12 protein-coding genes are annotated in these 16,856 nt (G+C 47.5%); 8 read left to right on the top strand and 4 right to left on the bottom strand.

Features of this window, described 5'->3' with window-relative positions; translation table 11 throughout:
* Positions 1–890: 890 nt before the first annotated feature.
* The 3 genes from guaC to egtD all read left to right on the top strand — a co-directional run bounded on the left by guaC (position 891) and on the right by egtD (position 4,239).
* Positions 891–1,874, top strand: coding sequence for a GMP reductase (guaC, locus tag A0126_RS08220; protein WP_088837229.1), 984 nt, complete (start codon positions 891–893; stop codon positions 1,872–1,874).
* Between the two features lie 132 nt (positions 1,875–2,006).
* A complete protein-coding gene (egtB, locus tag A0126_RS08215; RefSeq protein ID WP_088837228.1) occupies positions 2,007–3,275 on the top strand; it encodes an ergothioneine biosynthesis protein EgtB in 1,269 nt (422 codons plus the stop codon).
* 1 nt (position 3,276) lies between these two features.
* On the top strand, positions 3,277–4,239 hold the full coding sequence (gene egtD, locus A0126_RS08210; RefSeq protein ID WP_088837227.1) for an L-histidine N(alpha)-methyltransferase: 963 nt from the start codon (positions 3,277–3,279) through the stop codon (positions 4,237–4,239).
* Positions 4,240–4,421: 182 nt separating this feature from the next.
* Here the strand turns inward: egtD and A0126_RS08205 are convergent, their stop codons facing one another.
* Together A0126_RS08205 and A0126_RS08200 are read right to left on the bottom strand one after the other, a co-directional pair.
* Positions 4,422–4,760 carry a hypothetical protein gene (locus A0126_RS08205; protein ID WP_088837226.1) on the bottom strand — a complete coding sequence of 113 codons (339 nt, stop codon included), beginning with the start codon at positions 4,758–4,760 and terminating at the stop codon, positions 4,422–4,424.
* 25 nt (positions 4,761–4,785) lie between these two features.
* Complete coding sequence (locus tag A0126_RS08200) at positions 4,786–5,895, bottom strand: NAD(P)/FAD-dependent oxidoreductase (protein ID WP_088837225.1); 1,110 nt, start codon at positions 5,893–5,895, stop codon at positions 4,786–4,788.
* Between the two features lie 272 nt (positions 5,896–6,167).
* Here A0126_RS08200 and A0126_RS08195 point away from each other — a divergent pair, with 272 nt between their 5' ends.
* Together A0126_RS08195 and corA are read left to right on the top strand one after the other, a co-directional pair.
* The gene (locus A0126_RS08195; RefSeq protein ID WP_088837224.1) at positions 6,168–6,716 is read left to right on the top strand and encodes a hypothetical protein; all 549 of its coding nucleotides are present in this window, start codon (positions 6,168–6,170) and stop codon (positions 6,714–6,716) included.
* A gap of 110 nt (positions 6,717–6,826) precedes the next feature.
* Entirely contained in the window at positions 6,827–7,783 is a 957-nt protein-coding gene (gene corA, locus A0126_RS08190) for a magnesium/cobalt transporter CorA (RefSeq protein WP_088838498.1), read from the top strand.
* A 149-nt stretch (positions 7,784–7,932) separates the two neighbouring features.
* On the opposite strand, the gene A0126_RS08185 is transcribed toward corA, so the two are convergent.
* Complete coding sequence (locus A0126_RS08185; protein WP_088837223.1) at positions 7,933–11,526, bottom strand: dynamin family protein; 3,594 nt, start codon at positions 11,524–11,526, stop codon at positions 7,933–7,935.
* A gap of 130 nt (positions 11,527–11,656) precedes the next feature.
* Positions 11,657–13,108 (bottom strand): NAD(P)H-binding protein, encoded by a 1,452-nt coding sequence (locus A0126_RS08180; protein ID WP_088837222.1) that lies wholly within the window; start codon positions 13,106–13,108, stop codon positions 11,657–11,659.
* Positions 13,109–13,293: 185 nt separating this feature from the next.
* Between A0126_RS08180 and A0126_RS08175 the strand changes: the two genes are divergently transcribed.
* The 3 genes from A0126_RS08175 (at position 13,294) to A0126_RS08165 (ending at position 16,812) form a co-directional block, all read left to right on the top strand.
* On the top strand, positions 13,294–13,674 hold the full coding sequence (locus tag A0126_RS08175) for a hypothetical protein (protein ID WP_088837221.1): 381 nt from the start codon (positions 13,294–13,296) through the stop codon (positions 13,672–13,674).
* Between the two features lie 237 nt (positions 13,675–13,911).
* Complete coding sequence (locus A0126_RS08170) at positions 13,912–15,279, top strand: phenylacetate--CoA ligase family protein (RefSeq protein ID WP_088837220.1); 1,368 nt, start codon at positions 13,912–13,914, stop codon at positions 15,277–15,279.
* Positions 15,280–15,459: 180 nt separating this feature from the next.
* Positions 15,460–16,812 (top strand): phenylacetate--CoA ligase family protein, encoded by a 1,353-nt coding sequence (locus tag A0126_RS08165; RefSeq protein ID WP_088837219.1) that lies wholly within the window; start codon positions 15,460–15,462, stop codon positions 16,810–16,812.
* Positions 16,813–16,856 lie beyond the last annotated feature (44 nt).

Genomic DNA, 16,856 nt, shown 5'->3' with positions numbered 1-16,856 from the left:
AGTATAGTGCATGGTGCAAAAAACTAAAACGCCATTACTTTTTAGTCTTTTGTCGTCGCGATCATCCGCGGGTACAATCGAATAAGGTGAACCTCTGTGTATGCAGTCATTCGCACGTTATATGAAGAAACTGGATTATTCATTCGACTAACACGCCTGATTGGCTGTTTTAATGGTGAATCGCTTGAATGGACGTACTTTCATTTTGAAGAACGACTATCATTCGCTAGACTGTAGACAACGTGCTATCGGGAGATACAGCGTCTTTTTTCGTTGCTTTCCTCGGACGAGGCGCGCCATTGCTCCTTGGATCCTAGCGGACGACGAGCAGGGTCTTGCCTGCCTCTGAAAGTGCGTTAAAAACGTACTTTGCCCCGTAGGAGTCAACGAAACATGACGATTTTCAGGCAATACCGTGACAGAAATCCAGTCATGCAGACAGTTTAGAGCGCAATCCGTCTCGAATCGCTTTAGACCGCGAAAAGCAATCGGTCGCGACCCTTCAGCTTTGCTGTAGCGGCGCGATCAGTTGCCGCTTTGAAGACGAGGCGAGACAGGGAAGCGCGAACGGATTGCCTCTCGTTATAGCCTGTTCACGCTTCATAAGAGTTTGTCTACACGCTCATTCGCGTTGCATGATCTAACATCGATTTTCATCCGAAATTCAAAATTAAGATATTTTGACTGGTGAAAAGACTGATTAGAGCGATTAAGACATAAAATCGAATGAAAAAACGAACGATAACTCATTTATAAGATAAAAACATTTGTTTTTAGATGACAAATTACTCTAAATCCTTTGACATGACATTCTGCATTCGATATAGTGTTCAAGTACGAACGATTATAAACGATAGTTTAAAAAATATTCGTTATTTGGAGTGTTGAAAATGGATGTAGTATTTGATTATGAAGATATTCAATTGATTCCCGCAAAGTCAATCGTTGGCAGTCGATCTGAGTGTGATACGACGGTCGAGTTTGGTGGAAGACGATTCAAACTGCCGGTCGTCCCGGCGAACATGCAAACCATCATCGATGAATCGATTGCGACGTACTTAGCCGAAAATGGTTATTTCTATATTATGCATCGCTTTGAACCAGAAAAACGGCGGACGTTCGTTGAGACGATGCAAGCAAAAAACTTAATCGCGTCGATTAGTGTCGGCGTCAAGATCGAAGAATACGTGTTCATCGAAGAACTCGCACAGGCAGGGCTCGTGCCGGAGTATATTACGATTGACATCGCGCATGGTCATTCAGACGCAGTCATTCAAATGATTCAGCACATTAAACGATTTTTACCGAACAGTTTCGTCATCGCCGGAAATGTCGGAACGCCGGAAGCTGTCCGTGAACTTGAGAATGCAGGTGCGGATGCGACGAAAGTCGGAATCGGACCCGGGAAAGTCTGCATCACGAAGATTAAAACAGGATTCGGAACAGGCGGTTGGCAACTGGCAGCACTTCGTTGGTGCGCTAAAGCTGCGAGCAAGCCGATCATCGCGGATGGAGGAATTCGGACACACGGTGATATTGCGAAATCCGTCCGTTTTGGTGCGACGATGGTCATGATCGGTTCATTGTTTGCCGGGCACGAAGAATCGCCTGGTGAGACGCATGAAGTCGATGGTGTCCGCGTCAAAGAATACTTTGGTTCGGCATCAGAGTTCCAAAAAGGTGAAAAAAAGAACGTCGAGGGGAAAAAGATGTTTGTTGAGCATAAAGGGAGCTTAGCCGATACATTGACGGAGATGGAGCAAGATTTGCAATCGTCGATCTCGTACGCCGGAGGAAATAAACTGCAAGCGATTCGGACGGTCGACTATGTCGTCGTCAAGAACTCAATCTTTAATGGGGATAAAGTATTTTAAGGCAATTAAAAGTAGAAAAAGCAGACGGTCTTGACGACGTCTGCTTTTTTTTTGCATACTTCCCATAAAAACAGGGTAATAGTTAAATGGTTATTTTTTCAGAAAATTACATTAAAAGGGGTGGCATAGCATATGAACACAGAAACGACAACGTACTTAATCGAAAAGTTTACGCGAGTCCGTGATAAGACAATTGAATTGATTGATCCACTTGAACCAGAAGATTTCGTAATCCAAGCAAGTGCTGATGTAAGTCCGGCTAAATGGCATATCGCGCATACGACATGGTTTTTCGAACGGATGATTTTACAGGAATACGATGCAGCGTATCAAGTGTTTAATCCACAGTTCAATTATCTGTTCAATTCGTATTACAACTCAATCGGTCCGTATCAACCGCGCCATCAAAGAGGTGTCTTGTCGCGGCCGACTGTAAGTGAAATCATCGCCTACCGCTCGTACGTCGATGCGGCAATCGATACGTTCTTGAGACAAGATCGCGACGCGGCGAGTCAAAAGAAAATTGAAGGTTTGATTGAGATGGGATTACAACATGAACAGCAGCACCAGGAACTTATTTTGATGGATATGAAATTTAACTTGTTCGTCAATCCCTTGTTACCGGCCTATCAAAATAAAGCGGTCGTGCCGACTGCTGAAACCAATGTCAGTCCTGCTTACAAAACATTCGATGGAGGATTGATTGAAATCGGCCATGATGGGACCGGCTTTGCGTTTGACAACGAAAGTCCTGTCCATAAAGTATGGTTGAATCCATTTGAACTGGCAACTGCGCCCGTGACGAACGGGGAATACTTAGCTTTCATCGAAGCTGGAGGTTATGAGACGTCTGAATATTGGCTTTCTGACGGGTACCAAGCCATCAAGCAACTCGGCTGGAAAGCACCGCTCTACTGGATGAAGGATGAGTCGGGGGACTGGTCTGTCTTCACATTAAGTGGTGTCGAACCACTCGCACTCGACGAACCGGTTTGTCACGTCAGCTTTTATGAGGCGGATGCTTATAGTCGCTGGAAAGGAAAACGTCTCCCGACGGAAGCGGAGTGGGAGCATGCGGCAAAAACGGTCGCAAGACAAGGGAACATGATGGGACGAGGAACGTATCATCCGGCATCGGTTGTACGGGCCGAGCACGAATTGACAGGAATGTTTGGTGACGTTTGGGAATGGACGGCCAGTGCCTATTCATCATACCCGGGCAGTCGACCGCTTGAAGGAGCACTAGGTGAATACAATGCAAAGTTCATGTCTAACCAGATGGTGTTACGGGGTGGCGCGTGTGTGACGCCGGACGATCACATCCGTGAGACGTACCGTAATTTCTTCCCGCCGGATAAACGGTGGCAATTCAGTGGGTTCCGTTTGGCAGGTGACCTGTAAGATGAGTCAGCAAGTGAAAAGCTTTGATTTATATACGACGCAGCAAAATATGTTAGAAGAAGTCATAGCTGGTTTATCGAAACCGGCTAAAACGCTTCACGCCAAGTATTTTTACGATCAAACGGGGTCGGAACTGTTCGAGCAGATTACGCAACAACCGGAATATTATCCGACGCGCACTGAACTCGAGATTTTGACGACGCACCAAACGACGATTGCAGATAAGATTGGTCCTGTCCATACATTGATTGAGTATGGGAGTGGCAGTAGTCGGAAAATCAAAAGTCTGCTCAGTTCGCTGCACGGGTTGGAAGAATATGTCCCAATCGATATCTCGAAGGACTATTTACTACAGTCGGCGGCGGAGTTGTCTAAAGATTATCCAAATCTCTCGATTAAAGCGGTTTGTGGCGACTATTCGACACCGATCACACTACCGGTCGACCGCGCACTGAAAAAAGTTATCTTCTTCCCGGGATCGACGATTGGTAACTTTGATCCGGCGGAGGCGATGGAGTTCTTGCGCCATTCATCTCATTTACTCGAAGTGGGAGACGGCTTTTTAATCGGTGTCGATACGAAAAAAAATCCGGACATTCTTCATCGGGCGTATAACGATATGGCCGGCGTCACGGAAGCGTTCAACTTAAACATCCTGACCCACATCAATCGTGTCTTAGATGGAACATTTGATCAAACAAGGTTTGAGCATGTAGCATTTTATAATGAGGCGCAAGGTCGAATCGAGATGCACATCCGCAGTCGGATTGACCAGATCGTACAAATCAACGGTCAGCCGTTTACGTTCCAGGAAGGTGAAACGATTCATACAGAAAATTCTTACAAATATAGCATCGAAGAATTTCAGCAGTTGGCAGGTAAAAGTGGCTTTCGGGCCGTCACTTACTGGACGGACGCCAATCATCACTTCAGCGTCCATTACCTTGAGAAGACGAACGGCTAACGCGATCATGACGATGGAAGAAAGGCTGGCACACCGCTAACTGACGATAAAATAGAAGGGATTGCCATCTTAAAGTTGATGGGCAATCCCTTCTATTTGCGTGTAGATAAAGTTGCATTGGATTTTCCGCTTGAAACTGTTTAACCGAAAAGACGCGGCATGCAGAACTATCAGGCGAAGTCTCAGCTGACGCGACTTCCGTCCGGAATTGGATGTTCCGGACATACGAGGACGGGCATCAGTTGATCGAGCGGACCGAGTTCAAGGATACGACCTGTGAAACCGGCGCGTACGCCCTCGACGTTCAGGATCGCGATGGCTTGTTTCCCTAAAATTTCTTCATAGTCGAACCGGGTTTCGACCCAGTCGAGTAAAAAAGAGTGATCGTGTCCATCGAAGTCGACCGTCACGTTGAGAAGGTGTGTTTCATTCTCGTCACGGATGAGAGAACGAATCGTCCCGACACGAATATCTAACGCGGTAAAGGTTTCGACGGGTACAAATGGTTTAATCGGATCCATGGGTCATCTCCTATCGTCAAACAAATTAGTTGTGATAAGTCGGAACGTAATCACTTAACGGAATCTCGAGCGGTTGATTTAACGCCAGTTCTGCGAGCTCGCGTCCGAGATAAGGGCCGATCGTCAATCCGGATGCACCGAGGCCGTTCGCGATGAAAACGTTCGGGTGAGCATCGAGTGAGGCGATGACCGGTAACGAATTACTCGTGTAGGGACGTAGACCAACCCGCATTTCATAGATGTTCGTTTCTTCGAGTCGTGGTGCGACAGGGAGGGCACGCGTTAAGAGCGCATGCATCCCTTTGACGGTCGGTTGTAAGTTGTAATCAAGTTGTTTTTCATGGGTCGAACCTAAAGCAAGGCGACCATCTTCCGTCGACACGAGATAGAGTCCACGTTGCCCCATGATGACGGGCCAATGTTTCGTTTTCATTTCCTCTAAATCAAGATGAAGGATTTGTCCTTTTTCCGTCCGGATATCGAGTTCGAGCTTGAGCGGACGTAACAATTCATTGATCCAGACCCCAGCCGTCAAAATCACGTGCTTCGCGTAATGCGGTTGTCCATCGATTGAAATACCTTTCACTTGTCCTGTTTCGATGAGTAATTCAGCATCCGCATCAATAACGGTCGCCCCGTAATGGATTGCCGCCCGCTCGAGTGCGCCACGCAAGGCACGACCATCGACGCGAGCCCCGCCGGAGACGAACAACGCGTCTTCGACAGTATCGATCAATGGAAATAGAGATTTGACCTGAGAAGCGTCGAGTCGTTCGATGCGTCCGATGCCTGGGGCTTCCGGGAAACGATTTTCAGCAATCGTATTCATCTTCTCGATTTTTGATGATTCATGTAGCGCGATCGTGCCCACTTTTCGGTACCCGGTCGCGGTTTCGCCAAGCGCTTCCAGTTCTTCGATTAACGTATCGTAATAGTGAGCGCCATTATTTGCTAAGCGGTACCAGGCTTTATTGCGACGTTGTGTCATCCAGGGGCAGATGATGCCGGCTGCTGCATCGGTTGCGCGTCCGCTCTCTTTTCGGTCAATCAAAAGCACGGTCGCCCCTTGTTTTGATAGGTGATAGGCTGTCGATGCACCGAGAATACCGGCGCCGACGATGATGTGTGTGTACATGTCAATTCAACTCTTTTCTAATGACGGTCTTTCTTTAGTCTAAAGAAAAAAGGGCAAAGCGACAAATCTAAATTCAAATGTGTCATTGAAGTGTGGGGAATGATGGGAAATCGAATCTTTTTTTCGGAATATTTCGTATACTTTACATACGGACGCGTATAATTGCAAAATAGACGATTAGAAACCGTCCAATCAGGAAAGATACCCTTATAGGCATCACGTCCCGACATCAATGGCTTAGCACTCAGTCACTTTTGAAGGAGGGGAAGGCAATGAACATTAGTCAAACCATCGTACGCAAACGCTACACGGACCACACTTTGTTTTATTCCGCCATCCTGATCTGGAAGTTGCTCTTCTTCTTACCCTTATTGATGTTCATGAATAGTGGCTCCGACAATGTATTCCAACTTTATTTCGTACCGTACTTGACCGTGATCATTTTGTTCCGGGTCATGACATATTACGCGACGTATAAAGCTTCCTTCATGGAGATGACGGAGATGGGGCTGTCTGTTTTCCTCATCATCGCCGATCTTTATATCATCGCGCTCTTCCAAATTCCGCTTCCATTCGGAATGATCATCATGTTATTTTCGATTCTCCATTTTAGCGCCGCATTTAGCCGTTTTCGTTGGTTTCGGCGCCGTATGTGGTTGAACCGCCATCTTGAAATACTCAATTACTTGACGGATCATGGTGAAACGCCGATCAAGATTGCTGTCGTCTCGGAAGATGAGATGCTCGTGACAACGAAAAGTGGGAAAGAATTCACATATCGCCAAGTCTATTGGAGTGGCTTTTATTTTGAACGCGGGTGAACGATTAAGGACTGTGTTGCTAATTGGCGCAAGTCCTTTTTTTGATGATGGCTATTTAAGGTCGGTTTTGCCATACTAAAGTGAGAAAATAGCAAGGAAGGTGTTCATTGGTGATTCGTGCCCTTATTGTCACACAGGACAATCATGTTTTCGTCGATACGAATCTCGATCGCTTAACGCGGTCGGACATTAAGTGGTATTTCGTTGATTTCGACCAACCGACAGAACAGGAGAAACAGTTACTCGTCTCCTCGTTTACGTTTCATCCGCTCGCGATAGAAGATTGTTTTCAATACTTACAGCGACCGAAACTCGAATATTATGACGGGTACAGTTTTTTTGTATTGCATGCGGTTGAAGAACCTTCGTTAAAAGGGAAAGAAATCAATCTATTTGCGAGTGAACAATACGTCATTTCGTATCATGAGCAGGCGTCACGGGAAGTGGACTTCGTGTTTCGGGCATTTCAAAAATTGACAGGGCATGAAGAACATCTAACGGTCGAAGTTGTCCATAAAATCATGGATAAAATCGTCGACGGGTATTTCCCGATCGTTCATAACCTGGAAGACCGCATTTTTTCACTCGAAGGTCGATATGAACAAGCAGGCAATGACAAACAAATCATGGAAGATATCTTTGACATCCGCTCAGACTTGCTTGAACTCGCACGGACGGTCTTACCGATGCGGGATTTACTGTATCGGGTCATCGAATCGAAACGACTGGCGATTCATCCGAACAAACAAGCATTTTTCCGTGACATCTACGACCATTTGCTGAAGTTAAACGACATGATTGAATACAATCGGGCGATGACGTCGGAATTCCGGGAAAACTTCATATCTTTGAACTCCTACCGCATGAATAACATCATGAAAACGTTGACGATCTTTACGACGATTTTCATGCCGTTGACGTTCATCGCCGGCATCTACGGGATGAACTTTCAATATATGCCCGAGCTGACGGTCCGCTATGGTTACTTCATTACGCTTGGCGTGATGGTGCTCGTCGCAATCGGGATGACGGTTTATTTTATCCGAAATCACTGGTTTGAAGAGTAGGCGTGAGAAATCGTTGTTCCTTTCCCGCCGGTCACACAAAAAACGCCGATGTTTCCGTTTTACACACGGGGACAGCGGCGTTTTCCATTGTATAGTCTTCTCATTCATGACGGATACCTGAACAAATCTTAAAGCGTCAGCCCACTGTTTTAGTGAACCGATTGCTCAAATACGTCATGCAGTTTCGCTTGGGCAGCCTTGAATGAGTCCAGTGGATGCGCATCCGTCAAAGTCGAACGTTCCGTCTCAATTTGGCTCAATAATGTCTCTGTCCATTCGGCATAGAGTGTCGCGAAGACCTCGTCGAGATGTTGCTCCGTTAGATGACGAAGGCGCGACTCTTCGCCTTCGAGATAACTAACGGCATCCGGTTTCGTCAACGCGACCAGCGCGTCTTTTAAGTGCTCCTTCTCGTTCCGTTCGAAGAAAGCCTTTGCGTTCCGGAAGTAGCTTTTGACGGAACGGTATTTCGTGTCATCTTGGAACGGACCGCTGAACGTCATCGGAGGTAGCGTTGGCGGATCGAGTGGTGATAGTTGGAACGACGGGTTCAGTTTCGCAGCATACATCGCCTCTTTGTCAAGACGCTTTGCGATGGCACGTTGGACCCAGCTATCGATCCGGAAATGGGTGACACGTAATTCTTGTTCAAAATCATACCGCAAAAATCCGAGTAATTCGATGAGTGCTTGTTGCAAAGCGACTGCTTTCGTCGCGTTCGCAAACCGGACCGGATGATAGGCTTCCTTGAAAAAGTCTGGGAAGCGGTAATAGATGCGTTGATTGACGTGATGTAACAATTCATGAATCTCAGCAAATAGCTCATGGTGAACGAGTTCGACCCGACCGTTCGAGAAGTGTGCCGTGATCTCTTGTTCGAGCGCATCGAGTTCCGTCAATCGGGCATCTTTTCTGGCAATGTTCCGTTCTGTCTGATCAATCAATTGATTAAGGCGGTAAATTGTCTTGTCCGTCTCTTCCGTCAAGGATTGAAGCGCGAGCCCTTTCAAATCATGGTTCAAGAAGTGATGGAAGGCTTGTTCGAACGAATCGATGCCGGATTGTTCATCAATCCCTTGTTGTTTCTCGGCAAGGGCGTTGAGGCTCGAGACGCCGAACAGGCGTGGTGCACGGATGCCGAACCGTTTTAGTTCCGTGCCGACATAGTGTAGGACATCTTGCTGTTCCGCTGTCGAAGTTGCGAGATCAATCGCATTGACGACGAAAAACATTTTGTCGAGCTCGAATGCATCCTTAACCCGGCCAAGTTGAATCAAAAATTCACGATCGGCTCGGGCGAAGGCGTGATTGTAGTAGGTGACGAACAGAATCGCATCCGCATTTTTAATGTATTCAAATGCGACGTCCGTATGCCGGGCATTGATGGAATCGGCACCCGGTGTATCGACGAGCGTGATTCCGAGACGTGTCAACGGGCTGTCGAAATACAGGTCGATTACATCGACGAAACAACTGAGGTGTTCCTGTGCGACATACTCCTCGAATGCCGATTGATCGACTGTCTGTTCTGTACCGATGAAAGGTTCGACCGTCGGATATCCTTTTAGGAACGCGCGTAAGAAAGAGGCAACGTTCAAGTCGCTTGTCGTCCGTTCGCGCAACCATGTGACGACGGCAGTGACTGACGGCATCGTTGCGTCAAACGTTTGCAGGGCTTCGTTCAAGTCGTTGAGAAGGTCAGTCTCCGATTTAAACCGGATCGTTGCGGTCCCGTGGACATGCGTCGCCGTGACCGGTTTAATCCGATTGATGGATGCCGTCGTCGGGTTCGGTGAGACCGGTAGGACACGATGACCGAGCAAAGCATTACAAAACGAAGATTTGCCGGCGCTGAAAGCACCGAATAAGGCAATCGTAAAGTCGCTTGTCGTCACGCGCGCAAGCTTTTGTTGCAAATACTTCGTAGCGTCCTCGAACCCGCGAACACCGGAGAGAATGGTCTGGATTTGCTGCATCTCTTCTAATGTATAACGGGATGGGACAGCTTGAAGCGTTTCTTCATGCGTAGTCTCCATCTCTTGTGTCACGACTGGATTGATCCCTGTAAACGTCTCAATGTCGAGCGTCGCCTGCGTAAGCTGCGTACGCCACTGTTCTAGTTGCTCACGTGCCGCTGTCATATCGTCAGTGGTCGGTTCGTTCGCTCGTTCGAGGTAGCTTATTAACACCTGTTCCGCATTCTTGAACGTTGTCATCACGTCACATTTTTGTTCGAGCGTTTCAAATTCAGCTTGAAGCGTCGCTTTCGCAGGGATGTTTTCATGCGTCAACTCCTGGCGGACCGCTTCTCGCCAATGGTTCGTTTCCTTGACGTACCAAGCACTGACCGATGCAACGACCCGATTCGTGAATTGCAAGACCGATTCCCCGGTAATCGTGATGCCGTCTTGAAGTGCTTCCTCAATGACGGCTAACGGTGGATCAAGTGGGAGTTGATCGATTCGTAACGAGTGCTCGTCAGACAGCAAATCAATTTCCGCTAGCGATTGTTTCATAAGTTTTCGAAGGTGAAGCGCAATTTCAGAAGCAGTGACAGACTGGAGAGCGCGCAGGACATCGTCAGCGATGACTTGTTGCGCCGCCTGTGTTTTTTTAGCGCTCCGGAACAATCCGACCTTGAATGCAGGTTGCCGAGATTCGAGGAACGTTTTCATCTTTTCGCGCAATTCAAACGGCATCAGCGTCGCATTGCGAAGTAAACTTTCCCGGTGTGCCGAAAAACGGCTGCTCCATTGTTCAGGAGCAAACAGGGTCAATTGATGTTTGACTTGTGCATGCCGGTCAAACACACGCTCCGCTTCTGCGCGTTCGGTCGCCGAGACCGTATCCCGCATCGCGTCAGATGCTTCTTCAATCATGTCTTCTAAATAGTTGATGTGTTCCTGGTGTAAGACCTCGAGCGTCGTTTGAGCGGATTCGATCAATTTCGGCTGGGCGTCACGAATACTTTGGTCGACCAATCGCTTGACGGCAGAAAAGTCGTTCCCCGCGAATTCCGGCTCACGCAGGCTCGTGAAGAAAATGCCTTTCGGCTGAACACCATGCTCAGTAAACGATTTTTCGACGGATCGTTTAAAGGCATCGAATGACAGCTCGGATGTTTGGTGTTTGTCGATTTGATTGACGATTAAATAGAGTTCAGGAACAGAAGCGAGCAAGTCTTTTGTGACGCTGAAGTTCAGTTCAGATTGGACATGGTTATAGTCCATGACATAAAAGATTAAGTCGGCGACATGTAACGCCGATTCAGTCGAAATCCGGTGGGCGTCATCAACGGAGTCGACGCCTGGCGTATCCATCAGGACGAGACCAGGTGGTAAAGTGGATGTCGCATGGGTGATGTCGATTTGTTGGACGGTGCCGTCACGGCCGAAATGGCGTAAGTGTTGCAAATCATCTTCCGAGGCTAGACGGACTGCTTTTCGATCATGGAAGGAAACAATCGCTTCGTTGGTCTCGCCTTGACGAAGCGTGACGATATTTGCACTCGTCGGAATGGGACTCGTCGGGAGAATGGATTCGCCCGTCAAGGCATTGATCATACTGGATTTACCGGCAGAAAAATGACCGGCGAAGGCAATCGTATAGTCGCGTCGTAATAACTTCTTTGAAAATGTATCTAATTTATCGAGTCGGAGCTGATCGCGTGAAGGTTGAATCAGTGTCGCGAGAAGCGCCGTCGCTTCCAGGTGGTTCGTCAATCGTTCTTCAAATGAGCGCATGCAAATTGTAACCCCTTTCTTACAGTCAATTGTAAGTGTATCATGTTTATTTTGCTTTCGTCATCTTACGGTTGCACACGAAAAAAGAGGCGCTCACGAATCGTGAGAAGCCTCTAAAAACAGTGCTGATTCAGTTCGGTTCCGGAACGATCATGTCTGATTCGTCGGGCTGTTCTTCTGTCGTCTGCATCAAGCGTAGCAGGTGCAGTTTAAAGAGATACATGACGATGAGATGGACATTCGCCTGGGTCGTTTTATAGAGCAACCATGGTAATGCGGGAACATATTCATGAATCGCGATGATACACTCTTGCGAACCCGGGATTTGCCGGAACTCGATGCGTCCATTGCTATCTTCTTTAACTTGAGCAAACAAGCCGCCCGTAATTCGGTACGTTGCCTGTTGATCGTCTTCGAATGGTTCTTTCGTCAGTTCAAGCAACGGGGCGTCAAGCAACGGAACATGAATCCGAACGACTGTTTCTTCCGCTGTCTTCGATGTAAGAAAAGGTTTCGCGAACGTCGATAACCAATCGACATAATTGTCGGCAGCCCAGTTCGCGTTCCGGTCGTCTGGAAGACGGACACGTTGGACGGACCGGACATCAAGCGTTTGTGATTTCTGGTGCGATGAAGAGCTTCCTGATTTTTTTGATTTCGACTCTTCTTCTTCTTCTTCCATCGCCATCCGTACGGATTGCTCGAATGAAATTTTTCCGTCACTGATGCCCTCGACCATCTTGTCGGGATCCGCCACCATCTCATGGACCATACTTTCGACGAGCGGATAAACGGTTTCTTTCGGTTCTCCAGAGATGAGTGTCACCCAAAGCCGCGACAATTTGACGGTCATCAACGGTAAGTCGAAGGTCGGTTGTTTTTTGTCCATTACTTCCGCCGTCTTCAAAATCATTTCCTTGTACGTCATCGCTTCCGGACCGCCGATATCGATGGCACGATCCTTGAGGTCCTCGCGGTCGACGCTAGATCCGAGCGCATGAATGACGTCCGGTAGCGCGACGGGATGTGTTTTGTTACGCGTCCAGCGCGGGAGAAGCATGACGGGAAGTCGTTTGACGAGTTTTGACAGAATCGGGAACGAAGACCCTTTCGGACCGACGATGAGCGCAGCGCGGATCGTCGTGACCGGTGTACCGTATGCACCGAGGACGCGCTCGACCTCAAGGCGACTTTTAAGATGACGTGATAAATTTTCCGTCTCGTCCGGAATGATGCCACTTAAGTAAACAATCTGCTGGATGCCGTTTGCTTTTGCAGCGCGTGCGTAATTGTCGGCTAAAATCAAGTCCATGTCTTCAAATGAGCCTTGCGTCAACTTTGCTGACGGCATCATCGAGTGGACGAGGTAGATTGCGATGTCTGCTCCTTTTAATCCGGCTGTCGTATCCGCTAACGAAAAAAGGTCACACGAACGCCATTCGACATTCGCTTCATCTTCCTTATCGTCACCATTGCGTGACAAGGCAATGACGTCGTACTTTTTCTTCAACTCATTTAGTAGGTTATGTCCGATATAGCCTGTCGCACCGGCAAGTGCCAGGCGTTTACGTGGTTGCGTCATGTCAATTCCTCCTCATTAACTGCTTACTACAAAGATTTACCCAAACGACCTGCGATTTAATCAAACGAATGTTATAGTTAAAAACAAATGCTTCATCTTTTTAAAACAGGGAAAACAAATAAAGAAGATTTGCGCACTGTTTTGGAGGGATGGACAGTATCATTTTTTAGGGGAGGGAGACGGATATGAATGCTGTCTGTTTTTTGGACGAACGTCATCATACACGTTACCAAATGATATTGAAGCGATTGAATGCACGAAACCGTAAAAAGTATTCTTTTCAATCAATCTTATTTTTAGCGACGGGTAATCTAGCACTTATGCAATTGTTCAGTGACTATTTTTTTCCGGAGACGGGTGAATTTTTTTACCAAGAATTATTAGCGGAACCTGTCGAAGATTTAACCGTCGATGTCGAACGTCAATTACTCGTTCAGTTGTATAACGGCAGGACGACGTTGACGATCATGGAGATCATCGATCAGTTAGAAGAAACGGAGTTAGAGCTCGTCCTCGGAGCCATCCAAATCCGGTCATTCGGAAATCAAAACATGCAAGTACACTAAAGAAGGTAGCCGTTGTCAGATGGACTTCGGTTATCTTTTTTTGTCATTTCAAGGACCGTTAACTTACATTTGTGAACTGAAGTTATTAATGTAAAACAGCATCTAAATAAAAGCTAAGCTTATGCCTTAAGATTTGGTTGTCTAGCGGCAGGACTGGAAATAAGATGTAAGTAACAGGGAAGGTGTGGTGACTGCTGACAGGTCGCGCGTCGAATGATGAGGAAGGGGAGTGAACATATGCAACTCAAAGAATCGATTTATTTCCATTCACCGATTTTCATTCAGAATATCCTAACGACGCTTTACGGACGGGTCTTGTACCAGGAACGTTACGGGTCCGCCTACCGTAATCGGTTCGAAGAATTGAAGCGGAAAGAACGGCAATCGATTGATCCCGAGCAGGAGCAATTATCCCGCCTGAATCAGTTTTTACTGTTTTGTCAGGCCTATAGCCCGTACTACAAAGAGTTGTTCGATAGGAACCGGATTGAGCTTCCGCTTGCGCAGTTGTCAGAGTTAAAACAAATTCCCTTGCTCGATAAGGAGACGCTACGGACAAGGAATGCCGACGTCCATGCGCGGATTCATGCGCCGATTCTTGGAAAGACGGGCGGGACGACCGGGAAATCGATCCAAGTGCATTATACGAGAGAGGACATGCAAATCCGCATGGCGCACCTCGACTATTTCAAATGGACGCATGGAATCGAACAGGGAATGCGCCGGGCGAGTTTTACGGGACAGACATTAGCGGCAGAACAACAAAAGTCACCCGTCTATTGGCGGATGAATAAGGCGATCAATCAAATGCTTTTTTCAATTAAGAATATTAACCCGTTGACAATTCCCGCTTACATCGAACAATTGAACCGATTTAATCCAGTGTCGATTGATGGTTTACCGTCGGGAATGATTGAAGTTGCACGATACGCCAAAAAACATGCTGTCGACTGTACATTCCGTCCGAAGGCGATTTTTCCGACGGCTGAAATGTTGACACGGGACGAACGTGCTTTAATCGAGGAAGTATTTCATGCACCGATCTTTGATCAGTACGCCTCCTCGGAAGGGGCACCGATTGTCGCCGAATGCCGCTACGGTAAAAAACATCTCCATTATGAGATGGGTATCATCGAAGTCGAAGCAGACGGTCAAATTCTCGTGACGAGTTTTGATACACATGGTACGCCCCTTGTCCGTTACCGGATTGGTGACCGGATGACGCTTAGTCACGAGACGTGTCCATGTGGGCATGGTGGTCCGATCATCGCATCGATTGACGGACGCGGACGAAGTTATATCCAGTTGAAAAATGGGCATCGAATCTTTGAAGGGGAACTCGCTGGAATCGTGCGGCGGTTCCCGAATTGTATCGAACGAGTCCAGTACATCCAAGAAGAAGCGGATGAAGTTGTGATGTTGTACGTACCGGACGAACGTTGGTTTAAACAAGAGCATGAAAAGGAGTTATACTTCGTGTTAGAGCGTTTGTTCGGTGGACAAATGGATGTCCTTTTAAAAGCGGTTCCGGAAATTCCGAAAGAAATCAGTGGGAAGACGTTGTTGATTAAACAATTGATTCCAGAGAACGAACGAGCCAATTGATTGGACTAGCCGAAATCAGAGCTAGTCTTTTTTTTTGTATAAAACTTCAAGAGGAAACTGTTGAATGGGAGTTTTTATCATGTTCCTGTCAGAAATGCCGGGTAAAAACAACCTATCAAGAAATCGTGCAGAAGGGCTCGACGCATCGTGGTGAATCGTTATCAGAAAGGACGTGTAAGGATGGGAATCAAGGAACAGGTTTATATGCACGCACCAATCTTCTTACAAAACGTATTGACGACACTTCATGGGTATCACTTGCAACGGGAGCGGTACGGTGCGTTTTATCAAGAGCGCTTTCAGGAACTGATTGCAAAAGAGCACCAAACAATTGATGTGGCGGTAGATCAGCTAAGACGGCTGAATGCTTTTTTGGCGTTTTGTGTGATGCACAGTGACTATTACCAAGAGCTTTTTAAGCGGCACGGCGTCACCTTACCCTTGACGGATCTCAATCAATTAAAACAAATTCCTGTGTTACGAAAAGATACGTTACGGCACCAAATCGAACGAATTCGCACCGATGTCGCAGCCCCGATTCTTGGAAAAACGGGTGGGACGACGGGACAATCGATTCAAGTCCATTATACGAAAGCAGACATGCAGCGGCGGATGGCACATTTAGATTATTTTAAATATACGCACGGCGTCAAAAAAGGGATGCGGCGGATTAGTTTCACGGCGCAAGTGTTGGTCGCTGAACACCAACAAACACCGGTCTATTGGCGGATGAACCGGGCGTTGAATCAATTACTGTTTACGGTCAAAAAGATTAATCCGGCGACGATGACGGCGTATTTGGCAGCAATCAATACGTTTCAACCGGACTCGATCGATGGTCTGCCATCGGCGATGATTGAACTGGCGCGGCACGCGAAACGCAGCGGCATGGAGATGACGTGTCGTCCGCTGGCGATTTTCCCGACGGCTGAGATGATGACGGAAGCGGAGCGTCAATTACTGGAGGACGTGTTCCATGCGCCCGTCTTCGATCAGTATGCCTCGTCGGAAGGGGCACCAATCATCTCCGAGTGTCGGCTCGGTCGAAAACATTTGCATCATGAGATGGGCATCGTAGAACTCGACACCGATGGCGAGGTCCTCGTCACGAGTTTTGATACACACGGGACCCCGCTCGTCCGTTACCGGGTCGGCGACCGGATGACGATCAGCGGCAAGACGTGTTCCTGTGGTCACAAAGGACCGGTCATCGATTCGATTGACGGCCGCGGGAAAAGTTATCTTGTCCGACCGGACGGACAAAAAGTGTTCGAGGGACAGCTCGCGAGTGTCGTCAAAGTGTTGCCGAACAGTGTCGAACGGATTCAGTATGTCCAAAAAAATAACCGGGAAATCATCTTGTTATACATTGCGGATGCCGCACGTTTTTCAACAAACGATGAAAAACAACTCGGTCATTATTTGAAGCGGCTACTCGGAAGTGACATGCTGATTTCGCTGCAGGCGGTCAGTGAGATTCCGCGTGAACGTAGCGGGAAGACGTTACTGATTAAGCAGATGCTGACTGGGTGAATGCATTTGAGCTACCTCCACCTCTAAGCGAAGTATAGGTGGAG

It is taken from the genome of Exiguobacterium sp. N4-1P (assembly GCF_002214325.1).
The sequence above is the reverse complement of the archived record's forward strand: the minus strand, read 5'-3'. Positions and strand labels throughout refer to the sequence as shown.

What these genes read in the sequence shown, in the direction of transcription:
- A0126_RS08165 (WP_088837219.1), top strand. Translation starts at nt 15,460, where the DNA reads ATGGGAATCAAGGAACAGGTTTATATGCACGCACCAATCTTCTTACAA.
- A0126_RS08205 (WP_088837226.1), bottom strand. Translation starts at nt 4,760, where the DNA reads ATGGATCCGATTAAACCATTTGTACCCGTCGAAACCTTTACCGCGTTA.
- A0126_RS08180 (WP_088837222.1), bottom strand. Translation starts at nt 13,108, where the DNA reads ATGACGCAACCACGTAAACGCCTGGCACTTGCCGGTGCGACAGGCTAT.
- A0126_RS08170 (WP_088837220.1), top strand. Translation starts at nt 13,912, where the DNA reads ATGCAACTCAAAGAATCGATTTATTTCCATTCACCGATTTTCATTCAG.
- egtD (WP_088837227.1), top strand. Translation starts at nt 3,277, where the DNA reads ATGAGTCAGCAAGTGAAAAGCTTTGATTTATATACGACGCAGCAAAAT.
- egtB (WP_088837228.1), top strand. Translation starts at nt 2,007, where the DNA reads ATGAACACAGAAACGACAACGTACTTAATCGAAAAGTTTACGCGAGTC.
- A0126_RS08185 (WP_088837223.1), bottom strand. Translation starts at nt 11,526, where the DNA reads ATGCGCTCATTTGAAGAACGATTGACGAACCACCTGGAAGCGACGGCG.
- A0126_RS08175 (WP_088837221.1), top strand. Translation starts at nt 13,294, where the DNA reads ATGAATGCTGTCTGTTTTTTGGACGAACGTCATCATACACGTTACCAA.
- A0126_RS08200 (WP_088837225.1), bottom strand. Translation starts at nt 5,895, where the DNA reads ATGTACACACACATCATCGTCGGCGCCGGTATTCTCGGTGCATCGACA.
- A0126_RS08195 (WP_088837224.1), top strand. Translation starts at nt 6,168, where the DNA reads ATGAACATTAGTCAAACCATCGTACGCAAACGCTACACGGACCACACT.
- guaC (WP_088837229.1), top strand. Translation starts at nt 891, where the DNA reads ATGGATGTAGTATTTGATTATGAAGATATTCAATTGATTCCCGCAAAG.